Annotated in this window: 15 protein-coding genes; 2 read left to right on the forward strand and 13 right to left on the reverse strand. The window is 64.2% G+C overall.

Going from position 1 to position 21,377, the window contains the following annotated elements:
• Positions 1-75: 75 nt before the first annotated feature.
• From AC0L2H_RS01510 to AC0L2H_RS01530, 5 genes are all read right to left on the reverse strand, one after another.
• Positions 76-1,230 carry a DNA topoisomerase IB gene (locus AC0L2H_RS01510; RefSeq protein ID WP_473588533.1) on the reverse strand — a complete coding sequence of 385 codons (1,155 nt, stop codon included), beginning with the start codon at positions 1,228-1,230 and terminating at the stop codon, positions 76-78.
• Between the two features lie 77 nt (positions 1,231-1,307).
• On the reverse strand, positions 1,308-2,192 hold the full coding sequence (locus AC0L2H_RS01515; protein ID WP_473588534.1) for a transglutaminase family protein: 885 nt from the start codon (positions 2,190-2,192) through the stop codon (positions 1,308-1,310).
• Positions 2,193-2,259: 67 nt separating this feature from the next.
• Positions 2,260-4,671: a circularly permuted type 2 ATP-grasp protein gene (locus AC0L2H_RS01520; protein WP_473588535.1), complete on the reverse strand. Its 2,412-nt coding sequence runs from the start codon at positions 4,669-4,671 to the stop codon at positions 2,260-2,262.
• Between the two features lie 6 nt (positions 4,672-4,677).
• A complete protein-coding gene (locus tag AC0L2H_RS01525; protein ID WP_473588536.1) occupies positions 4,678-8,034 on the reverse strand; it encodes a transglutaminase family protein in 3,357 nt (1,118 codons plus the stop codon).
• Positions 8,035-8,157: 123 nt separating this feature from the next.
• Positions 8,158-9,348: an acyl-CoA dehydrogenase gene (locus AC0L2H_RS01530; RefSeq protein ID WP_473588537.1), complete on the reverse strand. Its 1,191-nt coding sequence runs from the start codon at positions 9,346-9,348 to the stop codon at positions 8,158-8,160.
• A gap of 106 nt (positions 9,349-9,454) precedes the next feature.
• Between AC0L2H_RS01530 and AC0L2H_RS01535 the strand changes: the two genes are divergently transcribed.
• Positions 9,455-10,363, forward strand: a complete 909-nt coding sequence (locus AC0L2H_RS01535) for a LysR family transcriptional regulator (protein ID WP_473588538.1) — start codon at positions 9,455-9,457, stop codon at positions 10,361-10,363.
• A 31-nt stretch (positions 10,364-10,394) separates the two neighbouring features.
• On the opposite strand, the gene AC0L2H_RS01540 is transcribed toward AC0L2H_RS01535, so the two are convergent.
• Positions 10,395-11,288, reverse strand: coding sequence for an SDR family oxidoreductase (locus AC0L2H_RS01540; RefSeq protein ID WP_473588539.1), 894 nt, complete (start codon positions 11,286-11,288; stop codon positions 10,395-10,397).
• A 125-nt stretch (positions 11,289-11,413) separates the two neighbouring features.
• Here AC0L2H_RS01540 and AC0L2H_RS01545 point away from each other — a divergent pair, with 125 nt between their 5' ends.
• Positions 11,414-12,391: an AraC family transcriptional regulator gene (locus AC0L2H_RS01545; RefSeq protein WP_473588540.1), complete on the forward strand. Its 978-nt coding sequence runs from the start codon at positions 11,414-11,416 to the stop codon at positions 12,389-12,391.
• Positions 12,392-12,395: 4 nt separating this feature from the next.
• On the opposite strand, the gene AC0L2H_RS01550 is transcribed toward AC0L2H_RS01545, so the two are convergent.
• The 7 genes from AC0L2H_RS01550 to AC0L2H_RS01580 all read right to left on the reverse strand — a co-directional run bounded on the left by AC0L2H_RS01550 (position 12,396) and on the right by AC0L2H_RS01580 (position 21,364).
• Positions 12,396-14,714, reverse strand: a complete 2,319-nt coding sequence (locus AC0L2H_RS01550) for a Tex family protein (RefSeq protein WP_473588541.1) — start codon at positions 14,712-14,714, stop codon at positions 12,396-12,398.
• A 127-nt stretch (positions 14,715-14,841) separates the two neighbouring features.
• Entirely contained in the window at positions 14,842-16,023 is a 1,182-nt protein-coding gene (locus AC0L2H_RS01555; protein ID WP_473588542.1) for a serine hydrolase domain-containing protein, read from the reverse strand.
• Between the two features lie 32 nt (positions 16,024-16,055).
• Positions 16,056-17,252, reverse strand: a complete 1,197-nt coding sequence (locus AC0L2H_RS01560) for a serine hydrolase domain-containing protein (protein ID WP_473588543.1) — start codon at positions 17,250-17,252, stop codon at positions 16,056-16,058.
• A 237-nt stretch (positions 17,253-17,489) separates the two neighbouring features.
• Complete coding sequence (locus tag AC0L2H_RS01565) at positions 17,490-18,524, reverse strand: ABC transporter substrate-binding protein (protein WP_473588544.1); 1,035 nt, start codon at positions 18,522-18,524, stop codon at positions 17,490-17,492.
• Between the two features lie 29 nt (positions 18,525-18,553).
• Entirely contained in the window at positions 18,554-19,357 is an 804-nt protein-coding gene (locus AC0L2H_RS01570; RefSeq protein ID WP_107649612.1) for an ABC transporter permease, read from the reverse strand.
• Positions 19,350-20,270 carry an ABC transporter permease gene (locus AC0L2H_RS01575; RefSeq protein WP_473588545.1) on the reverse strand — a complete coding sequence of 307 codons (921 nt, stop codon included), beginning with the start codon at positions 20,268-20,270 and terminating at the stop codon, positions 19,350-19,352. The genes AC0L2H_RS01570 and AC0L2H_RS01575 overlap by 8 nt, the downstream gene beginning before the upstream one ends.
• Positions 20,270-21,364: an ABC transporter ATP-binding protein gene (locus AC0L2H_RS01580; RefSeq protein ID WP_473588869.1), complete on the reverse strand. Its 1,095-nt coding sequence runs from the start codon at positions 21,362-21,364 to the stop codon at positions 20,270-20,272. Before AC0L2H_RS01580 ends, AC0L2H_RS01575 begins: the two co-directional genes overlap by 1 nt.
• Between the last annotated feature and the right edge of the window lie 13 nt (positions 21,365-21,377).

Consider the following 21,377-nt stretch of genomic DNA (forward strand, 5'->3'; position numbering starts at 1 on the left):
CTGATCCCGACAGTGCGTCGATAAAAAAATCGCCCTGCGACGGAGACACAAGCTGGCGACAGGCCGAACCTGGCGTCAGCCCTCCCACGCCTTCAGCCATCTCAGGACGAGTGCTTCCTCGTCATCGAGGCCTTGTATCGACCGCTTCCCTCTGTTCGCCTCCGCCATTTCGCCGAGCAGCCGTCCTTCGGACCAGGCGTCGAAGACTTGCGGATGGATGTAGCATTTGCGGCAGACGGCGCGCGTATTGCCAAGCCGCTCGGCCACCTTGTCGACGACGCCGTTGATCACCCGCTTCTGTTGTGCCTGGCTTTCAGGGCGCTCCGTCTGCGCAAACAGCGACGCGGCATGGATGGTGCCGCCCCAGGTGCGGAAATGCTTGGAGCTGAAATCGGCTCCGGCCTCGTCCCTGATGTAGCGGTTGACGTCGTCGGAGCGGATCGGCCGCCTATTTCCGTCTTCGTCGAGATACTGGAACAGCTTCTGGCCCGGCAAATCCTGGGCGCCCCGCACGATGCGCGCGATCCGGCGATCGACGAGTTTCAGCTTCCATTCCTTGCCGGACTTGCCTTTGAAAGCAAAGCGCAGGCTTGAGCCCTTGATGTCGACATGCCGGTCACGCAACGTGGTCAGCCCAAAGCTGTTATTGTCACGAGCGTAGGCGGCATTGCCGACGCGGATCATCGTGTTGTCGAGCAGCCAGACCACAGCGGCAACAACCCGCTCCAGCGGCAGGCCGTGACGGCGCAGATCGGCGTCGATCTGGCGTCGCAGTTCGGGCAGGCTTTCTGCAAAGGCAATCAGGCTCGAATATTTAACGCCGTCCCGCTCCGCGGCCCATTGTGCATGGTAGCGATATTGCTTGCGTCCGCGCTGGTCCCGGCCCGTCGCCTGGATATGGCCGTTGGCGTCTGGCGAAATCCACACATCGGTCCAGGCTGGCGGTATTGCGAGCGCCTTGATGCGCGCGACGGCATCCTCGCTCGCGGCTCGTCCGTTCGGCCCTTTGTACGAAAATCCCTTGCCGGTCCTGACACGGCGGATGCCGGGCTCGGCGTCGCTGACATAGGTGAGCGAAGCTCGGTCGGCGGAGGCTTCGCCACCGTTCCTCGGCACCCCATTCTTCGGCGCCCCATTCTTCGACGCCCCATTCTTCGACGCCCCATTCTTCGACGCGTTGCCCGATATGGCGGCCAATCGGCCTGACGGCGACTCCGATTTGTCCAGCATGTCCTCTCCATGGAAATTTTCCCATAGATAAGCGCCGGACCAGCCGCTGGTTCCGGCTCCTGGCTTTTGGACTGCTGTCAGGCCTTCTCGAGCACGACGGGGATGACGTCGACGGCTTGCTCGCCGACCTGCCCGCCTGTCGTCTTCAGCACGCCGACGATCGGCGCCACATCCGAATAGTCGCGGCCATGGCCGACGGTGATGTGATCGTTGCTGGCCCGCATCCCGTTGGTCGGATCGAATTCCTGCCAGCCGGCGTCGCGCCCGCACCACACCTTGACCCAGGCATGCATGGCGTCGGCGCCCTCAAGCCGCGGTTTGCCCTTCGGCGGAATGGTGCGCAGGAAGCCGCTGACATAGCCGGCCGGAATGCCGAGACCACGCAGGCCGGCGATCATGATATGCGAAAAGTCCTGGCACACCCCCCGCTTCAGGCCGAAAGCGTCGCTGGCCCGGGTGCGCACCGTGGTCGCCTCGCCATCATAGGTGAAATCGTGGTGGATGCGGTTGCACAGGTTCATCGCCGTGCTGACAGCCGAGCTGCCGGCACTGCCGCCTGCGTAGGCCGTGATAGCAGCGTCGATGCCGGCGTGATCGCTGGCGGCCAGGAAGTGATGCGGCGATCCGGGCGAGAGCGATCGCACCGCATCGAGTTCCTCTCTCAGCCGGCGAATGTCGGGCGACACGTCCAGCCCGATCTCCGGCCGCGAGACCGAAACCCGCGCGCTCATCCTGATGTCGAGCGCATCATGCACGTCGCGAAAGGCGATCGAGGTGACGCTGTTGCCGAAGAAATCGGAAAAATCCGAGCGTTCGCCCGGCGCTGGCGTAAACGACAGCGAAGCGGCGATCACGCGCTGCACGCCTGATATCGTCGACGGCAGCACGCGGACCTGATGGCGGCCGCCGCCGGCCGCCGCATCGTAGTCGTAGCTGAGATGAAGCCTGATGTCGTAAAGCATGGCCTACTTTTCTTGTGTTGACGCAGGTTCTTGTCGCAAAACCGTCTGACACTTTTGCGGAACCTGCTTAGCCGAAATAGGCTTTGGCGAGGCTGCTGTAGAGGCCGCCTATCTCATTGGCGAGATCGTCGAGCGCCTTTGCCGTCATGTCCGAGGGCTCCTTGATGGCGATGGCCGTGTTGAGTTGCAATATCTCTTTCGCCGCCGGGGACATGTGCCCCTCCCCGCCGACGGCGGGCAACAGCGCGATTTCGGCCTTCAGCCGTTCGAGCTGGAACAGGATCGAACGCGGGTTGAGCGGATCGAGCACCAGGAGATCGATCACCGTGCGCCGGCCGGCCTGCACCGGATACTGCCGCCGGTGGGTCATGACGCTGTCGCCGATCTCCAGCATCATGTCGAGCGCGCCATCCGGCGCTGCTGCCCCGGTCAGCCGGGCAAGCGTGCGGGCGATCTGGATGCCCCGCTCCAGGCGCCGGCCGATCTCCAGGAAGCGCCAGCCGGTGAAGCGATACATATTCTCATGCAGCAGGCCGGAAAACCCGGCGAGCTTGCGCAGCATGACCGTCATCGCCCGCGTCGCATCGTCGCCCGGCGCCACCGTCTCCGCGAACTGGTGGATGGTCTTCGACAGATCCTTCAGCGCCAGCCAGCCGTCGGGCGAGAACCGGTCGCGGATCTGCCCGGCACTGTAGACCGCGCTGTCCAGCGTCGAGATCAGCCCCGAAGGGATTGCCGATTGAACGTCGATGCCGAAGGGTTCGAGATAGTCCCTGATATCGGCAAGCAAGGGCATCTCCGGATCGGAGGTCTCCGCCAGCCGCACATGGTAGGCGCGCAGGATGCGCACCGTGTCTTCCGAGCGCTCGATATAGCGGCCGAGCCAAGTCAGGTTCTCCGCCGAGCGGCTGGGCAGGCTGCCCGGCAGGGTGCGGGTGAAGCTGTCATGCTCCTGCGGCAGCAGCGTCTCGCGCTCGACCGGCCTGTCGCTGATCACCCACACATCCGCAGCCTGGCCGCCGCGCTGCATGGCGATCGCCGTCGGATCGAGCGAAAAGCCGACCCGGGCAAAGCCGCCCGGCATCACCGTCCAGCCTTCCGGCGTGCGCGCCAGATAGACGCGCAGGCTTGCCGGCCGTGGCTCCAGCCGGCCGCCGACATAGACCGGCGTGGTCGAAAGCGTCACCGCTTCCTGGCCGACGAAATCGCCGCCGTTCCGTTTGATCCGAGCGATCAGTTCGGCCCGCTCCTCCTCGGACAGCGCCGAGCCGAGCTTCGTCAAATTATCGTCCTCGAAGGCAAGCCGCGTCGACAGCGCCGGGCCGATCACCATGCGGTCGAAATTGGCGAGCACGTGCCGGCGTTCGCTCTCCTGTCCGCACCACCAGGTGGCGACGCTGGGCAACAAAAGCGCCTCGCCCCGCAATTCGCGCGCAACCTTCGGCAGGAAGGAGAGCAACGCCCGCGTCTCCATCAGGCCGGAACCGAGCGCATTGACCGCCGAAACGGTGCCGCGCCGGATCGCCTCGACCAGCCCCGGCGTGCCGATCTGCGACTCCGGCCTGAGTTCGAGCGGGTCGGCGAAGGCGGCGTCCAGCCGCCGCCACAGCACGCTGACCGGCATCAGGCCCGACACGGTGCGCACCATCAACCTGCCGCCGGAGACGGTCAAATCTTCGCCTTCAAGCAGCATGATGCCGAGATAGCGCGCAATATAGGCATGCTCGTAATAGGTTTCGTTGAGCGGCCCCGGCGTCAGGATGGCGACGCGGCCACCGGATACATTGGCCATGCCGTTCAACGCATCGCGAAAGCGGCGGAAGAAGCCGGCAAGGCGGTGCACATGCATCTCGCCATAGATGTCGGACAGCGCCCGCGTGGTGGCGACGCGGTTCTCCAGCGCAAAGCCCGCGCCCGACGGCGCCTGCGTGCGGTCGCCCAGCACCCACCAGCGGCCGTCAGGACCGCGGCCGAGCTCGAAGGCGCAGAAATGCAGGAAATGGCCGCTGGCAGGCCTGACGCCGACCACCGGCCGCAGATATTCCGGGCTCGCCGCGATCAGCCCCGCCGGCAGGATGCCCTTCTCGACCAGCCGGTTTGGCCCGTAGATGTCGGCAAGCGTCTCCTCGAACAGATCGGCCCGCTGGACCAGGCCGGCGCTGATGTCGGCCCATTCCTTCTCCTCGATCAGCAGGGGGACATGCGCCAACGGCCATTCCCGCTCATTGGCGCCGGCCTTGTCGTAGACGCGGTAATAGACCCCGGCGTCGCGCAGATACTGGTCGGCGCGGGCGAAGCGCTGGCCGAGCTTTTCCGGCCCCAGTTCTTCCAGCGCCTCGATGAAGTCCTTCCAGATCGGGCGGGGGTTGCCCGAGGCATCGACCATCTCGTCGACGACGCCGTCGATCGGCTGGTAGTGCTCCAGCAGACTGTGCACCAGCGGCTTGCCGCGCAGTTTTTTCTGATTCCCCTTTGCCATCATCGATCAGAGTCTTGGGGGCCGCCTGAGGTCAAGGGTCATCGGGAAATCTTCAGCGGCTTCTTCGTCGCGCAGCACATAGGCTGACGGTGTATGGCCGCGCGGCTCGAAGCGGGCAAGCCGCCGCGCCTCCGCCTCGTTGGCATTGACCGGGAAAGTGTCGTAATTGCGCCCGCCAGGATGCGCGACATGGTAGACGCAGCCGCCCACAGCCCGGCCCGACCAGCGATCATAGATGTCGAAGACCAGCGGCGTGTTGACCGGCAGCGCCGGATGCAGGCCAGAGGCCGGCTGCCAGGCCTTGAAGCGGACGCCCGCCACCGCGATCTCCCTGTTGTCGGTCACCTTCAGCGGCACGATGCGGCCGTTGCAGACGACGGCATGGCGTTCCGGGTTGAGACCTTCGGTCTTCACCTGCAGCCGCTCGACCGAGGAATCGACGAAGCGCACCGTGCCGCCGATAGCGCCTTGTTCGCCCATGACATGCCATGGCTCCAGCGCCTGCCGCAGCTCCAGCTTGATGCCGGCATGCCGGACCTCGCCGCAGAACGGAAAGCGAAATTCGAGCTGCGCGTCGAACCATTCGGGACGGAATTCGAAGCCGTTTAGCTTGAGGTCGTCGAGCACGTCGAGAAAGTCGGCCCAGACATAGTGCGGCAGCATGAAACGGTCGTGCAGCGAGGTGCCCCAGCGCACGAAGCGGCCGTCGAGCGGGTTCTTCCAGGCGCGGGCGATGATGGCGCGCACCAGCAATTGCTGCGCCAGGCTCATGCGCGCATTGGGCGGCATTTCGAAACCGCGGAACTCGACCAGCCCCAGCCGACCGGTCGGACCGTCGGGCGAAAACAATTTGTCGATGCAGATTTCCGAGCGGTGCGTATTGCCTGTCACGTCGGTCAGGAGGTTGCGGAACAGCCGGTCGACCAGCCACGGCAGCGGCGCGCCCTTGTCGGGATGCGGCACCTGTGCCATCGCGATCTCGAGCTCGTAGAGCGAATCGTGGCGCGCCTCGTCGAAGCGCGGCGCCTGGCTGGTCGGGCCGATGAACAGGCCCGAGAACAGATAGGACAGCGAGGGATGCCGCTGCCATTGCAGCACCAGGCTCTTCAACAGATCCGGGCGGCGCAGGAACGGACTGTCGTCGGGCGTCGCTCCGCCAACGACGACATGATTGCCGCCGCCGGTGCCGGTGTGGCGGCCGTCGATCATGAACTTGTCGGCGCCGAGCCGCGTCTGCCGCGCCTCCTCGTAGATCGCCGTGGTCGTCGCCACGCAATCCTGCCAATTCGCGGCCGGGTGGATGTTGACCTCGATGACGCCGGGATCAGGCGCCACCCTGATGACGTTGAGGCGCGGATCGTGCGGCGGGCCATAGCCTTCGATATGCACCGGCACTCCGATCGCTCTTGCCGCGTTTTCCGCCGCCGCAACGAGTTCGAGATAGTCCTCCAAGGCCTCGACCGGCGGCATGAACACGCAAAGCCGCCCCTCGCGCGGCTCGACCGAGAGTGCCGTGCGCACCGCGCCACCGATCTCGGTAATCTCCTGCTCGACGCGATCCTGCTGACCAGTCGTAGCCGTAAACGATGCCGCCTGCTGGCGGCGCGCCATCTCGTCGGCGCCCTCCAGTTCGGCCGGAGCAGCCTGGGGCAAGATGGCCTCGCGCGCCGGCAACGGACCACGCGGCAGCGACGGGTCGACCGGCACGATGTAGGGGAACTGCGCCGGCGGCACATAGGGCAGCGTACCCAGCGGCAAACGGTAGCCGACCGGCGAATCGCCGGGCACCAGGAAGAGCCGGCCGCGGCGCGTCTTCCATTTCTCCGAGCGCCATCGCGGCCCCGCGGCCTGGCTGTTCCAGCGCTGCACCGGCAGCACGTAGCCCGATGGCTTGGTCAGCCCGCGTTCGAACACCTTCGCCATGCGGCTGCGCTCTTCGGGGTCTTCCAGCTTCGAATTGGAGGGGTCGACATTGTCCGGCAGCTTGCCTTCCTTGAGCAGCCACTCGGCCGGATCCTCATAGGCTTCGCTGACCATCGCCTTGTCAATGCCGAGCTCGCCGGCGATCGCCGTCAGCAGGCTTTCAGCCTGCTTCGGCCCGACATTTGCCTCGCTTTTTTCCCGTGCGATCAGCGACGGGTCGCTCCAAACCGGCTCGCCATCGGTGCGCCAGTAGAGCGAGAAGGTCCAGCGTGGCAGGCTCTCGCCCGGATACCATTTGCCCTGGCCATAGTGCAGAAAGCCGCCCGGCGCGAAGCGCTCGCGCAGTTTTCTGATCAGCGCGTCGGCCTTTTCGCGTTTGGTCGGGCCGACGGCGGCGGTGTTCCATTCGTCCGCCTCGAAATCGTCGATCGACACGAAGGTCGGCTCGCCGCCCATGGTCAGTCGCACATCGCCGGCCTGGAGCGCCGCATCGACCTTGTTGCCGAGCGCATCGAGCGCCTGCCAGCTTTCGTCGGAGAACGGCTTGGTGATGCGCGGATGCTCGGCGATACGGTCGACCCGCATATCGAAGCCGAACTCGACATTGGCGAAGCTTGCCATGCCGGAAATGGGTGCCGCGTTGCGGAAATGCGGCGTCGCCGCCAGCGGCACATGGCTTTCGCCGGTGAGCAGGCCGGAGGTCGGATCGAAGCCGATCCAGCCGGCGCCGGGAAGATAGACCTCGCACCAGGCATGCAGATCGGTGAAGTCGACAGCGGTTCCGGGCGGCCCGTCGAGCGCGACGAGGTCGGGCTTGAGCTGGATCAGATAGCCAGAGACGAAGCGCGCGGCGATACCGAGATTCCTGAGGATCTGCACCAGCAGCCAGCTCGAGTCGCGGCATGAGCCTTTCCTGGCGGCAAGCGTCTCCTCAGGCGAGAAGACGCCGGTCTCCATGCGCACGATATAGGCTATCTCGCGCTGCAGCCGCGCATTGAGGTCGACGAGGAAATCGACCGTGTTCCTCGGGCTGCGGTCGACAGTAGCGAGAAAGGACGACAGCAGCGGCCCAGCCGGCTCCGGCGTCCGGTAGATGGCGAGATCGTCGCTGATCTCTTCCGGGTACTCGAACGGAAACGTCTCGGCCGATGGCTCGACAAAGAAGTCGAACGGATTGTAGACCGTCATGTCGGCGACGAGGTCGACCTCGATCTTGAGCTCGCTCACCGGCTCCGGAAAGACGAAGCGGGCAAGGAAATTGCCGTAGGGATCCTGCTGCAGGTTGACGAAGTGGTTTGCCGGCTCGACTTTCAGCGAATGGCTGAGCACTTTGGTGCGGGAATGCGGCGCCGGCTGCAGCCTGATGACCTGGGGACCAAGCACGACCGGCCGGTCGTATTTGTAGTGGGTCAGGTGGTAGACGGCGGCCAGAATTGCCATGGTGCCCCGGAAGTCGGCGTTTCAAAACGAGTTCGCCGAACCCTGACACAAATGCTGGCCATTCTCCAAGCAGAGATGTTGCGGTGCACCTAATTTAAGCAGCGCCGAACGGTCTAACGCCGCCTAGAAGAAGGCCTGCAACCCGGTCTGCGCGCGTCCGAGGATCAGCGCATGCACGTCATGCGTGCCCTCGTAGGTATTCACAGTCTCCAGGTTCTGCGCGTGGCGCATGACGTGGTAGCCGATCTGAATGCCGTTGCCGCCATGCATGTCTCGCGCCTGGCGGGCGATGTCGAGCGCCTTGCCGCAATTGTTGCGCTTGACGATCGAGATCATCTCCGGCGCCATCCTGCCTTCGTCCATCAGCCGCCCGACCCTGAGCGAGCCCTGCAAGCCCAATGCGATCTCGGTCTGCATGTCGGCGAGCTTCTTCTGGAAAAGCTGCGTGCCGGCCAGTGGCTTGCCGAACTGCTTGCGGTCGAGGCCATATTGCCGCGCCCGGTGCCAGCAATCCTCGGCCGCGCCCATCGCGCCCCAGGAGATGCCGTAGCGCGCCCGGTTAAGGCAGCCGAATGGTCCTTTCAGGCCGGAAACGTTGGGCAGCAGCGCGTCCTCGCCGACCTCGACGCCTTCCATCACCACCTCACCGGTGATCGACGCGCGCAGGCTGAGCTTGCCGCCAATCTTCGGCGCCGACAGCCCCTTCATGCCTTTTTCCAGCACGAAGCCACGGATCTCATTGTTGTGCGCGGCCGATTTCGCCCAGACGACGAAGACGTCGGCGATCGGCGCGTTGGAAATCCACATCTTCGAACCGGAGAGCCTGTAGCCGTTCGCCGTCTTCTCGGCCCGGGTCTTCATGCCGCCGGGATCGGAACCGGCATCCGGCTCGGTCAGGCCGAAGCAGCCGATCCACTCGCCCGATGCCAGCTTCGGCAAATACTTCTTGCGTTGCGCCTCCGAGCCATAGGCGTGGATCGGGTACATCACCAGCGACGACTGCACGCTCATCATCGAGCGATAGCCGGAATCGATGCGCTCGACTTCGCGCGCCACCAGCCCGTAGGTGACATAGTTGGCGCCAAGGCCGCCATACTCCTCCGGGATGGTGATGCCGAGCAGGCCGGCCTCGCCCATCTCGCGGAAGATGCCGGCGTCGGTCTTTTCCTCGAGATAGGCTTCCTCGATCCTCGGCGCGAGCTTGTCGGCGGCAAACGCCGCCGCGCCATCGCGCACCATACGCTCGTCTTCCGAAAGCTGGTCCTCGATCAGGAAAGGATCGTTCCAGACGAAAACATTCTTCTCGGCGGCCATGGCTCTCGATCCCCACAACAAATCTTGAAGTGCCGGCTTATCGACCCCTGTCTCAAAAAAATCAAACGAAATTGCATCACCGATCAATGAGCAGTAGTAATGGATCATGAGTGTCCAGCGCCGCCTCTTGCCAAACATTGGCGCCCTTGCCGCCTTCGAGGCTGTGGCGCGTCTCGGCTCCTTCACGGCCGCGGCGCGCGAGCTCGATCTAACCCAAGGCGCGGTGAGCCGGCAGGTAGCATTGCTGGAGGAGCAGTTCGGTCGCCGGCTGTTCGACCGCGACAGCCGCAATGTCAGGCTATCCACGGCCGGCGAAATCTATGCCGAAGCGGTCCGTTCCGCGCTCGGCCAGTTGCGCGACGCAGCACTCGGATTGATGAGCAATCGGCATACCGGCATATTGAACCTCGCCATACTGCCGACCTTCGGCACGCGCTGGCTGATGCCGCTCATTCCGGATTTCGTCGAAAACAACCCTGATATCACCATCAACTTCGTCACCCGCGTCGGCCGCTTCGACTTCGCGCGCGAAAGGCTGGATGCCGCGATCCATTACGGCCTGCCCGACTGGCCGGAAGCCGACTCCACGCTGCTGGTGCGCGAGACCGTAGCGCCTGTCGTCTCGCCCGAATTCCTGGCCGGCCGCGCTATTGCCACGCCGGCCGATATCGGGCGCCTGCCACTGCTGCACATGGCGACGCGCCCCGGCGCCTGGACCGAATGGTTCGAGCACCAGGGCCTGAGCGCGCCAACCGGACCCGGCATGCAATTCGAGCAGTTCGGCACGGCCGCCCAGGCCTGCATGGCTGGGCTAGGCGTTGCCCTGCTGCCGTCGATCCTGATATCGGGCGAGTTACAGCGCGGCCAACTCGTGCCGGCGCCGGGCCGGCCGATGCAGAGCCGCAGCGCCTATTATCTGGTCGTGCCGCACGACAAGCGCGGCCACCCGCCCGTCGCCTCCTTCCGCGACTGGCTACTCACGCATGTCGCCAAGGACGGGACGGTTTTGGGATAACGACGTGCCAGGAGGGCTAAGCGGCTTCAGCTCAGCTTTCGAAATAGCTGGGGCGGTCGAGATCGGCAATGAGCCCGGGCTGCTTCGGTTGCCATCCCAACACGTCGCGGGTCTGCGCGCTTGACGCCGGCCAGTCCATGCTGAAGAAATGCCCAAGAAAGCCGAAATGGCCGGCCGCCTCCTCATGGGTCTTGGAAACGACCGGCAAGTTCAGGCGCCGGCCGATGACTTCGGCGATCTCCCGGCATGGCACGCCCTGCTCTGCGACCCCATGGTAGCGGGCTCCGCCGGCCCCCTTCTCCAGCGCCAGCCTGAAGAGGCGGGCGGCATCGAGCCGATGCACCGCCGGCCAGCGGTTGAGGCCGTTGCCGACATAGGCCGAAACGCTCTTTTCGCGCGCGATGCCGATCAGCATCGGTACAAAGCCGTGGTCGCCGTCGCCATGGACGGAGGGCGACAGGCGCACCGTCGACGCACGGACGCCACGCGCCGCCAACGCGGCGGCCGTCACTTCCGAAGCGCGGGGATAGGAGACCGAGGGCGGCACAGGCGCATCGTCCTCGGTCGCCATGCCGCCCTTTGTCAGCAGAGCGAGGCCGGAGGTGACCAGCAATGGCCGCTCGGAGCCTTCGAGTACAGCACCGAGCACCTCGATGGCGCGCCGGTCCGCCTCGCAATTTTGCGCGAATTTCGAGAAATCGTGATTGAAGGCGGTGTGGATCACGCCGTCAGCCATGGCCGCGCCGCTGCGCAGGCTTTCCAGATCTTCGAGATCGCCGTGAAGCGCCTGTGCGCCTGCGGCAGCAACGGATTTCACGCCCGCATCCGAGCGAGCAAGGCCTGTCACCTGATGGCCCGCTTCAACGAGTTCCCGCACGACAGCCGAACCGACAAAACCGGTGGCACCGGTAACGAACACACGCATGCAATGTCTCCTTCGCTTTATGAGAGGGCCGCATCGGCCGCCCGTTGGCGAAGGAGTAGGCGGTTGAGGAAATACGATCTATGCTGTAAAGTCCGTACTACCTTCGCAATCGTCCGGAACAACCTATGGATCCGCTCTCAGACGTGCTGTCGCTGCTGAAGCCGCGCAATTACCTTTCCGCTGGCCTGGAAGCAGGCGGGGACTGGTCGATCCAGTTCCCCGACCAGCAGGCGGCCATCAAATGCGGCGCGGTGGTTTCCGGCCAATGCTGGCTATCGGTGGAGGGCGTGTCAGACGCGGTGCGCCTGGAGACGGGCGACTGCTTCCTGCTGCCGCGCGGACGGCCTTTCCGTCTCGCCAGCGACTTGAACCTGCCGCCGGTCGATGCCCGCACCGTCTTTTCGCCCGCCCGCACCGGCGGCATCACCTCGCACAATGGCGGCGGCGATTTTCTTCTCGTCAGCAGCCGCTTTGCTCTTTCCGGCGACCATGCCGGCATCCTGTTGCGCATGCTGCCGCCGATCGTGCACATCCGCGGGGAATCCGACCGGTCGGCGCTGCGCTGGCCCGTCGAGCGGATGATGCAGGAACTGCGCGAGCCGCAGCCTGGCGGCTTCCTGGTGGTGGAACATCTCGCCCACATGATCCTGATCGAGGCGTTGCGCATGCATATGGCGGATGGGTTGCGAGTGGGCTGGCTCTTCGCTCTGGCCGACAGGCAGATAGGTGTTGCGATCAACGCCATGCACGACGATCCGGCACATGGCTGGACATTGCAGGAGCTGGGCGAGCGCGTTGGCATGTCGCGATCGACCTTTGCCCTTAAATTCAAGCAAACGGTCGGCACATCGGCCATGGACTATTTGACGCGCTGGCGCATGCTGCTGGCAGGCGACAGACTGGCGAATTCCGGCGATCCCGTTTCCGTTATCGCCTTGTCGCTCGGCTACGAATCCGAAAGCGCCTTCAGCACGGCGTTCAAGCGGGTCATGGGCTGTTCGCCACGACAATATGGCCGTGGCCGCGACCCCTCTTCATATGGCCAACCCTCTTCCCAAGCGGAAGCCGCCAACGCCAATCGGTTCGGACCCATCGCCAGTTGACTGGCTACTTCCGCTTCATCGCCTCGGCCAGGGCGGCGCCGAAGGCACCCTGTTGTGCCGGCTGTTGCGGCTGACGCTGTGGTGCTGGCGCGCGCGGCACGGGTTTGCCGCCATTGTCGCGTGGCCCGCCTCTCGAAGCACCACCGTCACCATCCTTGCGCATCGAAAGCCCGATGCGCTTGCGCTTGATGTCGACTTCGACGACGCGCACCTTGACCACGTCGCCGGCCTTGACCACCTCATGCGCGTCCTTGACGAAGCGATCGGCGAGTTGCGAGACATGCACCAGCCCATCCTGGTGCACGCCGATATCGACGAAGGCGCCGAAGGCCGCGACATTGGTGACGGTGCCTTCAAGCAGCATGCCGGGCTTCAAATCCTTGATGTCGTCAACACCATCGGCGAAGGTCGCGGTCTTGAAGCCGGGGCGCGGATCGCGGCCGGGCTTTTCCAGCTCCGCCAGGATGTCGCGCACGGTCGGCAGGCCGAAGCGCTCGTCGACGAAAACGCGCGGATCAAGAGCCTTGAGCGCAGCACTATCGCCCATCAGGGAACGCACATCGCGCCCGCAGGCCGCGACGATCTTCTTCGCCACGCCATAGGCTTCCGGATGCACGGACGAGGCATCGAGCGGCTCGCTGCCGTTCGCAATGCGCAGGAAACCGGCGCATTGCTCGAACGCGCGAGGTCCGAGGCGAGAAACCTTGAGAAGATCCTTCCGGCTGGCGAAGGGGCCGGTGGCATCGCGATGCGCAACGATCGCTTCGGCCAGCGACGCCCCAAGGCCTGACACGCGTGCCAATAGCGGCGCCGATGCCGTGTTGAGGTCGACGCCGACAGCGTTGACGGCATCCTCGACCACGGCTTCCAGCGAGCGGCCGAGCCGGTACTGGTCGACATCGTGCTGATACTGGCCGACACCGATCGATTTCGGCTCGATCTTGACCAGTTCGGCGAGCGGATCCTGCAAGCGCCGAGCGATCGACACCGCGCCGCGCAGCGACACGTCGAGACCGGGAAACTCCGCCGCCGCAGCCGCTGAGGCCGAATAGACCGAGGCGCCCGCCTCGCTGACGATCACTTTGAGCGGCTTGGGCCCGGCATCCGCCGGCATCTCGGACAGCATGTCGGCGACCAGCCTTTCCGTCTCGCGGCTGCCGGTGCCATTGCCGATCGAGATCAGCTCGACCTTGTGCAGGCGGATCAGCTTCGCCAGTTCGGCCTGCGTGCCCCGCACATCGTTGCGCGGCGGAAACGGATAAACCGTCGTCGTCGCCACCAGCTTGCCGGTGCCGTCGACCACCGCCACCTTGACGCCGGTCCGGATGCCGGGGTCAAGCCCCATCGTGGCGCGCGAGCCGGCGGGTGCGGCAAGCAGCAAATCCTTCAGATTGCGGGCAAAGACATGGATTGCCTCCTCCTCGGCCCGCTCGCGCAGGTCGCGCATCAGGTCGAGCGTCAGGTGCAGCGACAGCTTGATGCGCCAGGTCCAGCCGGCCACTTCCATCAGCCAGCGGTCGCCCGGCAGGCTGCCGCCAATGGCATAGGCATTGGCGATCATGCGCTCGACCGGCTTCACCGGCGAAGCATCGTCGGCATCGACCTCGATGTCGAGCGCCAGCACCTCTTCATTGCGGCCGCGCAGCATCGCCAGCGCGCGATGGCCGGGCACGGTGGCCCAACGCTCGACATGGTCGAAATAGTCGGAGAATTTGGCGCCGGCCTCCTGCTTGCCGTCGACGACGCGGGCGCGCAGGAAGGCGCGTTCCTTCATGTAGCTCCGCAGCTTGCCGACCAGATCGGCATTCTCGGCGAACTGCTCGGAGAGAATGTCGCGCACGGCTTCAAGCGCCGCCTTGGCGTCGGCAATCTCATTGCCGACATAGGCCAGCGCCAGATCCGCCGGCACCAAGGCGCGGTCGGCGAGGATGGCCTCGGCCAGCGGCCCCAGCCCTCGCTCCCTGGCGATTTCGGCCTTGGTCCGCCGTTTGGGCTTGTAAGGCAGATAGATGTCTTCCAGTTCGGCCTTGGTGGCCGCAGCGGCGATCTTGGCTTCAAGCTCCTCGGTGAGCTTGCCCTGCTCGCGGATCGAGCCGAGGATGGTGTCGCGGCGCGCGTCGAGTTCGCGCAGATAGGCGAGCCGCTCGGCAAGGTCGCGCAATTGCGTATCGTCGAGCCCGCCGGTCACCTCCTTGCGGTAGCGCGCCACGAACGGGACCGTCGCGCCCTCGTCGAGCAGGCCGATCGCCGCCGCGGCCTGCTCGGGCCGGGCACCGATCTCGGCCGCAATGATTGTTGCAATGCGCTTGATGTCGGATGCCATGTCGTTCCCGGTGCCTCATCGAAAAGAGCGGCGACCATAGGCGTTGGCGACCGCCGCGCCAACCACAGCGTTTTCAACCGCCTGCGAGGTCCACAGGAAAGCTATATTGCCAGCCTGCCCATCAGGATCAGACCATCCGGCTCAGCGCCTCGAAGAAAGCCACCATGTCGAGATCGAGCGGATCGTCGACCGGCAGCGGCTGCGACGACATCTTGGCGATCACCACCTCATGCCTCGGATTGACATAGAGCCATTGGCCGTGAATGCCGATGCCGCAGAAGGCGTCGCTTTCAGCCCCCGTCTGGTACCATTTGTTGCGGTAGCGTCCTTGCGGGAACAGGAACGCCATCGTGCCACGCTGCCAAGCTTCCGAGCTGCCGCCTGTTTCGACAGTATCGCGCACCCAGGCTTCCGGCACGATGCGGCGGCCATTGGCCGTGCCGCCTTGCCGCATCATCTCGCCGACACGGGCGAGATCGCGCGGCGTCACCGAAATGCCACCGGCCGTGCGCGCCGTGCCTTGCATGTCCACCGTGACCGATGCCTCGCTGGCCGCCCCGAGCGGCAGCCACAATTTCTCGCGCATCAGCTCAGTGAAGCGTCGGCCGGACGCGCGTTCGACGAGGATGCCGAGCAGGTCGGAATTGGGCGAGCGGTAACGAAAGGTCTGGCCGTGCGGCTCGGCAAGACGTGGCAGCGTCAGGATAAAGGCAGCCAGGCTTTCCGCACCGCCACCCGGGTTCCACAGCGTCGCGCGGCGATAGCGGGCAAAGGCGCTTTCGGGGTCGAGATAGGCCTCCTCGAAATCGAGGCTGACGCTCATGTCGAGAACATGGCGCACACTGGCCTCGCCATAGGCCGAACCGGCGGCTTCCGGGATGTACCGCGTCACCGGAGCGTCCGGATCGAAAGTCCCCTCGCCTTCCAATATGCCGGCGACAATGGCGGTCAGCGACTTGCTGATCGAGAAGACGATATGGCGGGCGCCGAAATCCATATGCGGCGCGAACCAGTCGCCGACGATCCTGCCGCCTTTCATGATCGTCAGCCCGTCGGTATCGGAGCGCTTCAGGAAAGCGGCGACGCTCTCCGGTCCGCCCGCCAAGGCTACCTTTTCTCCGATCAGTCCGGTCAGATCTTGCGCCGGCGCCTCGCTTACACCCGCAGCTGCTGCAACCGGCGCGCTCGGCACCAACTCGCCGACATTCTGGAACGACCAGCGGCTGAACGGACTTTCCCGCCAATTGGAAAGCAGCACCTTATTGCGGGCAAAGCCATGCCTGGTCTCGAACGCGGTCTTGCCGGTCATGATGGTCCTTCCGGATTTTCTTTGTTTGAGGCTCAGGCCAATGCTTTGGCGATGGCGTGCACGGCCTTCAGCGTCGCCACCGAATAGGCGATGTTGGTGAAATCCGGATAGGTCGAAAGCTTCACCACGACCATTCTTGTGTCCCAGTCGATATGGATCAATTGCCCGAACACGCCCCGGCACATTAGCGCGCGCGAGCGCGGATCCTCGATCCAGAACTGGTTGCGGTAGCTGCCTTCCGGCAGGCTGTCATTGAAATACGGCCCGTGCCTGCCGTTGCGCGTCGCTTCGATCCAGTCGGCCGGCACCACGCCGCCGCCATTGTCGAGGATCAACTGGCCGAAACGGCCATAGTCGCGCAGCGTGGCGTTGAAGCCGCCATCGGCCAGCGCATAGCCGGCACTGTCGACGGTGAAGCAGGCGCTTTCGTCCGCGCCGAGCTTTTGCCAGAGTTCTTCCGAAATCAATCGCGCGAGCCGCTTGCCGCTCACCCGCTCCATGATGAAGGCCAGCACATCGGTCTCGATCGAGCGATATTCGAAGGCAGCACCGTGTGGCCGGCTTGTCTCCTTGAGCCCGAGGATCAATTCGAAAATGTGCGATGGCCACCGGAAGGCCGGATCGCTGCCCGGCGGCACGGGCTTCCAGCCGGAGGCGACATCGACCTGGCCGACGTCGGAATAGGGATCGGTATATTCCTCGGAAAAACGCACCCCGCTCGTCATGTCGAGCACATGCTGCACGCTGGCGCCCGCCCAGCCTGTTGCGGCAAGCTCCGGCAGATAGGTCGTTACCGGCGAAGCCGGATCGATCATGCCGCGCCCGACCAGGATGCCGAACACAGATGCGGTGATCGACTTCGCCATCGACTGCGACAGGTGCAGCGTGCGCTCGGTCATGCCGTTGAAATACCGCTCATAGGCGACCTTGCCGTCCCGGAGCACCAGGAAGCCGTCCGTATAGGTCTCGTCGAGCAGGCCGGCCAGCGTCGTCGGCGCCCCGGTGCTGTCGCTGACCGGCAGTTGATCGAGATCGACCTCGGCCCGCTCGAGCCGATGGCGATGGCCGTTGCCGCGCCAGACCTCGACGGTCGGCAGGAGCTCGCGGATATGCTGGAACGCCCAGCGGTTCCAGGGTGCCCTGTCCCAGTCCAGTCTCGGCGGCGCTATCTTGGGCGGCGACCCCTGCATGATCGGCGGCACTGGGCCGCTGTTGCGGTATGACTGCATGAGAATTTCCTTGCCGCCGCATGCCGCTCTTCCGTTCACTTGGATGAGGAACGGTCTGCAGAGCGGACGAGAAAGCCCCCGATTGGGCCTTTCGAGTGACGAACGCCGACGCCATGGCGAAGGGCAGTGCCAGCAGGCCAGGTGAGGGGCGGCGCGAACGCTGCGAATTCAGCGCTACCCCTCATCCGGCCCTTGACCCGCCGTCTTCCCGCTCGCGCGGAAGAAGGCGGAGTGCCGCTATTTCTGAACGTCCGTCCAGATGCGCGTGTAGAGTTGCTGCACCTCGGGCGAGCAAGGGGTGAGGAACTCGCCCGCTTTCTCCAGTTCTGGCGGTACCACCAGTTCGGGCGCTTCCTTCATGTCGGCTGGCATGAATGCCTTCGAGCCCTTGATGCCATTGGCATATTTGGCGAAGGCGGAGATCATGGCGGCGTTCTCGGGATCCATGATGAAGTTCATGAACAGCTTGGCGTTGTCGACATTCTTGGCATCCTTGAGGATGGCAACACTGTCCATGAAAAAGGGGAAGCCCTCCTTCGGGTAGCCGAACTTGATGTCGGGGTTCTTGATGCGCGAGCGCATGATGGCGCCGTTCCAGTAGTAGACGGCCGAATAGTCGCCGGCCGGTAGCTTCTCGGTCACGCTATAATCCATGGCCAGCCATTTCGGCTTGGCCTCCACCAGCTTGTCGCGCACTTTCTTGAGCAGTTCCTTGTCGTCCGTGCACCAGTCGCCGCCCAGATACTTGATGGTGGCGAACAGCACGTCGTTCATTTCCGGCGCGACATTGATCTTGCCAACCAGTTCCTTCGGCGGATCGAGGAAAATGGCCGAGGTGTTGATGTCGCCGTTATAGACCTTTGTGTTGACGCCGATGCCGGTCACGCCCCACTGCCACGGAACCGTATAATGACGGCCCGGATCCCAGGGAACGTTCACCCAGCGCTCGTCGACATTCTTGAAGTTCTCCATCTGGTCGGGCCGGGCCTCAAGCAGAAGCCCTTCCTTCACCCAGATCGGCACGTAGTTGGCCGACGGCACCACAATGTCGAAGCCATGACCACCGGCGCGTACCTTTGCCAGCGCGGTGTCGTTGGAGTCGTAGTCGGTGGTCGTCACCTTGACCTTATAGGTATCCTCGAACTTCTTGATCATCTCGGGGCTGGTGTAGTCGCCCCAATTAAAGATGTTGAGTTCGCCTTCCGCATACGCGCTACCCGCAAAGGCAAACATTGCGAATACCGCCGTGGCAGTCGTGGTCTTCCATTTCATTGCTATTCTCCCGTTTTGGCAATCGTTGGTCATGGCTTGCGCCGATTGACGAAGTAGAACGCGGTTACGAGCACCACCGACAGCGCCAGGAATACCGTGGCGATCGCATTGATTTCCGGGCTCGTTTCGCGCCGCAACTGGCCGAGCATGTAGGTGGGCAGCGTATCCTGGCCGCCGGACTTGACGAATTCGGTGATAACCACATCGTCGAGCGAAATGACGAAGGCGAGCATGAAGCCCGCGATGATGGCCGGCCTCAAGAGCGGCAGCGTCACGAAACGGAAGGCTTTCCAGGGCGTAGCGTATAGGTCGGCGGCTGCGCGCTCCAGCGTCAGGTCCATGCTGTCCAGCCGCGCCCGGATCGGCAGGTAAGCGAACGGGATGCAGAAGGCGGTGTGCGCGGCGATCAGGTAACCGAGCCCTGAGTAACCGGTCCAGACCTTGATGCGCGAGAACACGATCAGGAGCGCGACGCCGGTGACTATCTCCGGCACCATCAGCGGCTGGTTGATGAAGGCGTATTTGAAGGTAAGGCCGGGATAGGGCCGCGTGCGGGTCGTGGCCAGAGCAGCCATGGTGGCGGCGATCGTCGACAGCGCCGCGGCCGAGACCGCCAGCACGAGCGAGCGGACGGAGGCGTCCTGCACAGCCGAATTGTGCCAGGCCGAAATAAACCAGCGCAGTGAGACGCCATCCCAGCGCGAAAGCGAATCCGCCGTGTTGAACGAATAGGTGACGAGCGCCGCGATCGGCAGATAGAGCGCGAAGAAGGTCAGAAGCGCCATGAACCCGAAGCCGGGTTGCGCCTGGATGTCGAACGGACGCTTAGCCATGGGCGCCCTCCGACCCGGATGCGTTGCGCACGTAGAACAGGAGCGCGATCATCACCAGCACCATGAGCGTAATTGAGATGGCCGCGCCAAGCGGCCAGTTACGGCCCGCGCCGAACTGCAGTTCGATCAGGTTGCCGAGCATCATGTTCTTGCCGCCGCCCAGCACCCGCGGAATGACATAGGCGCCAAGCGAGGGAATGAAGACCAGTATCGAGCCGGCTATGACGCCGGGCTTGATCAACGGGAAGATGATGCGGCGCAGAACCTGCCAGCGACCGGCGTAGAGGTCATATCCGGCCTCGACCAGCCGGAAGTCGAGCTTCTCCATCGAGGCGTAGATCGGCAGCACCATCAGAGGCAGGTAGACATAGATCATGCCGAGCAAGATGGCGGCGTCGGTATTCATGATCTGCAGCGGTTGCTTGATGATGCCGAGCGCCATCAGCGCCGTGTTGACCAGCCCTTCGTTGCGGATCACCTGCTGCATGGCGAAGGTGCGGATCAGCAGATTCGTCCAGAACGGAATGGTGACGAGGAAAACCCAGACCTCGCGCGTCTTCGGCGGTCGCGTGGCTATGAAATAGGCTGTGGGGAAGCCGAAGAACAACGTCAGCACGGTGGTGTAGAACGACAGGCTTATCGAACGCCAGAAGATCGACAAATGCGCATCGGCGAAGGCCAGAGTGTCGTCGAAGATGTCGCGCTGCATCAGCACCGACACCCAGCCATCGGTGGAGAATTTCCACACCACGCCGCCGTAGGGCCCTGGCGTCAGGAAGGAATAGATCACGACGATCAGCAGCGGGCCGGTCGCCGCCAGAAAGATGATGATCAGTGCCGGCGCCGACAGCAGCCACCGATCGCGGACATCTCTGCGTTCGGCTTCCTTGGCGACTTCTTCCGCGCTCGCCATCAGTCCCTCAGCACTTGTGCGGCATCGTTGCCGATCGAAATGCCGACCTTGTCTCCCCGCTCGAAACCGCAGCCTGCGCTGCGCGTGTTCTGCTGGCGCACAGTGAAGGCCTCGCTGCTGTCCAGGCGAACATGGATGTGCGTGTCGGTGCCGAAATAGACGATGTTTTCGACGGTGCCCGACAGGTCGCCCTTGCCGCTGGTCAGCTTGGCATGTTCCGGCCTGACCACCACGGTGGCGTTGTCCTTCGGCTGAAAGCCCTCAGCCACGGTGGCCTCGATCGTCGCGCCGGATTTGAGCGTCGCGCGTGCCTTGCCATTGCCGATATCGGCAATGGCAGCGGTCAGAAAATTGGTTTCGCCGATGAAGTCGGCGACGAAACGCTCCGCCGGCTTGTCGTAGATGTCCCAGGGCGTTCCGACCTGCAGGATCTTGCCCGACGACATCACCGCGATGCGGTCCGACATCGTCAGCGCTTCCTCCTGGTCGTGGGTGACGAAGATGAAGGTGATGCCGGTCTCGTGCTGCAGCCGTTTCAGCTCGATCTGCATCTCCTTGCGCAGCTTGTAGTCGAGCGCCGACAATGGCTCGTCGAGCAACAGCACCTTCGGCTGCGGCGCCAGTGCCCGCGCCAGCGCCACGCGCTGCTGCTGGCCGCCGGAGATCTGGCTGGTGCGGCGGCCGCTCAGCGTCTCCATCTTGACCAGCTTCAGCATCTCGGCGACGCGCGCCTTGATCTCGGCCTTCGGCTTGCCGAGCATCTCCAGGCCGAAGCCGATATTTTCGGCCACCGTCATGTGCGGAAACAGCGCGTAGGACTGGAACACCGTGTTGACCGGCCGCTTGAACGGCGGCAGCGACGCGATGTCCTGGCCGTACAGCAGGATTTCGCCGGCGCTCGGGAAATCGAACCCGGCGATCAACCGAAGCAGCGTCGTCTTTCCGCAGCCGGACGGCCCGAGCAGCGTGAAAAACTCGTTTTCGCGGATCGACACCGAGACCGTGTCTAGAGCGGCGACCTGTGACTCCCCGGTACCGAATACCTTGCGGACGCCACGAACGTCAATTGCACTTTTACCCGGTTGTTCCGGCACGATTACCCCATTC

The organism is Mesorhizobium sp. WSM4871 (assembly GCF_055811295.1).

Excerpts from the sequence above, each read along its gene's own strand:
- AC0L2H_RS01510 (WP_473588533.1), bottom strand. The coding sequence starts at position 1,230 with ATGCTGGACAAATCGGAGTCGCCGTCAGGCCGATTGGCCGCCATATCG.
- AC0L2H_RS01515 (WP_473588534.1), bottom strand. The coding sequence starts at position 2,192 with ATGCTTTACGACATCAGGCTTCATCTCAGCTACGACTACGATGCGGCG.
- AC0L2H_RS01520 (WP_473588535.1), bottom strand. The coding sequence starts at position 4,671 with ATGGCAAAGGGGAATCAGAAAAAACTGCGCGGCAAGCCGCTGGTGCAC.
- AC0L2H_RS01525 (WP_473588536.1), bottom strand. The coding sequence starts at position 8,034 with ATGGCAATTCTGGCCGCCGTCTACCACCTGACCCACTACAAATACGAC.
- AC0L2H_RS01530 (WP_473588537.1), bottom strand. The coding sequence starts at position 9,348 with ATGGCCGCCGAGAAGAATGTTTTCGTCTGGAACGATCCTTTCCTGATC.
- AC0L2H_RS01535 (WP_473588538.1), top strand. The coding sequence starts at position 9,455 with ATGAGTGTCCAGCGCCGCCTCTTGCCAAACATTGGCGCCCTTGCCGCC.
- AC0L2H_RS01540 (WP_473588539.1), bottom strand. The coding sequence starts at position 11,288 with ATGCGTGTGTTCGTTACCGGTGCCACCGGTTTTGTCGGTTCGGCTGTC.
- AC0L2H_RS01545 (WP_473588540.1), top strand. The coding sequence starts at position 11,414 with ATGGATCCGCTCTCAGACGTGCTGTCGCTGCTGAAGCCGCGCAATTAC.
- AC0L2H_RS01550 (WP_473588541.1), bottom strand. The coding sequence starts at position 14,714 with ATGGCATCCGACATCAAGCGCATTGCAACAATCATTGCGGCCGAGATC.
- AC0L2H_RS01555 (WP_473588542.1), bottom strand. The coding sequence starts at position 16,023 with ATGACCGGCAAGACCGCGTTCGAGACCAGGCATGGCTTTGCCCGCAAT.
- AC0L2H_RS01560 (WP_473588543.1), bottom strand. The coding sequence starts at position 17,252 with ATGCAGTCATACCGCAACAGCGGCCCAGTGCCGCCGATCATGCAGGGG.
- AC0L2H_RS01565 (WP_473588544.1), bottom strand. The coding sequence starts at position 18,524 with ATGAAATGGAAGACCACGACTGCCACGGCGGTATTCGCAATGTTTGCC.
- AC0L2H_RS01570 (WP_107649612.1), bottom strand. The coding sequence starts at position 19,357 with ATGGCTAAGCGTCCGTTCGACATCCAGGCGCAACCCGGCTTCGGGTTC.
- AC0L2H_RS01575 (WP_473588545.1), bottom strand. The coding sequence starts at position 20,270 with ATGGCGAGCGCGGAAGAAGTCGCCAAGGAAGCCGAACGCAGAGATGTC.